This window comes from Bradyrhizobium sp. Leo114, assembly GCF_055229415.2.
In genome coordinates this window covers 1-260 of record NZ_JBUYEN020000258.1, presented here as the reverse complement: position 1 = coordinate 260, position 260 = coordinate 1, and the positions used below count along the sequence as shown (strand labels likewise).

The window sequence follows — 260 nt, the reverse complement described above, 5'->3', positions numbered from 1 at the left end:
GGCCAACGATCGCGGACGGCGTGATGCGCATGTCGCCGGCGATGTTCGCGGCCTTGTTCGAGGGCCTGGATTGGAGGTTGGTCCGCCCGGAGGAAGCGCGGCGCCCGCAGGCGGCGGGATAACTGCGACAGAATGACTCGAAAGCTATTTTGAACGTGGCGCGCGCGGCGGCGATGTGCTCGAAATAGCGCATGAGCATCGCGGCGCTGCGCGACGAAAACGAACGCTTGAAGGCGCTTTTGGCGCAAACGCAGACGGCC

1 protein-coding gene is annotated in these 260 nt (G+C 65.0%); it reads right to left on the bottom strand.

All coding sequences use genetic code 11. From position 1 onward, the window contains the following. The coding region (locus ACZIRK_RS45645) for a hypothetical protein (RefSeq protein ID WP_474419905.1) at window positions 1–193 on the bottom strand (193 nt) is incomplete at its 3' end. Between the last annotated feature and the right edge of the window lie 67 nt (window positions 194–260).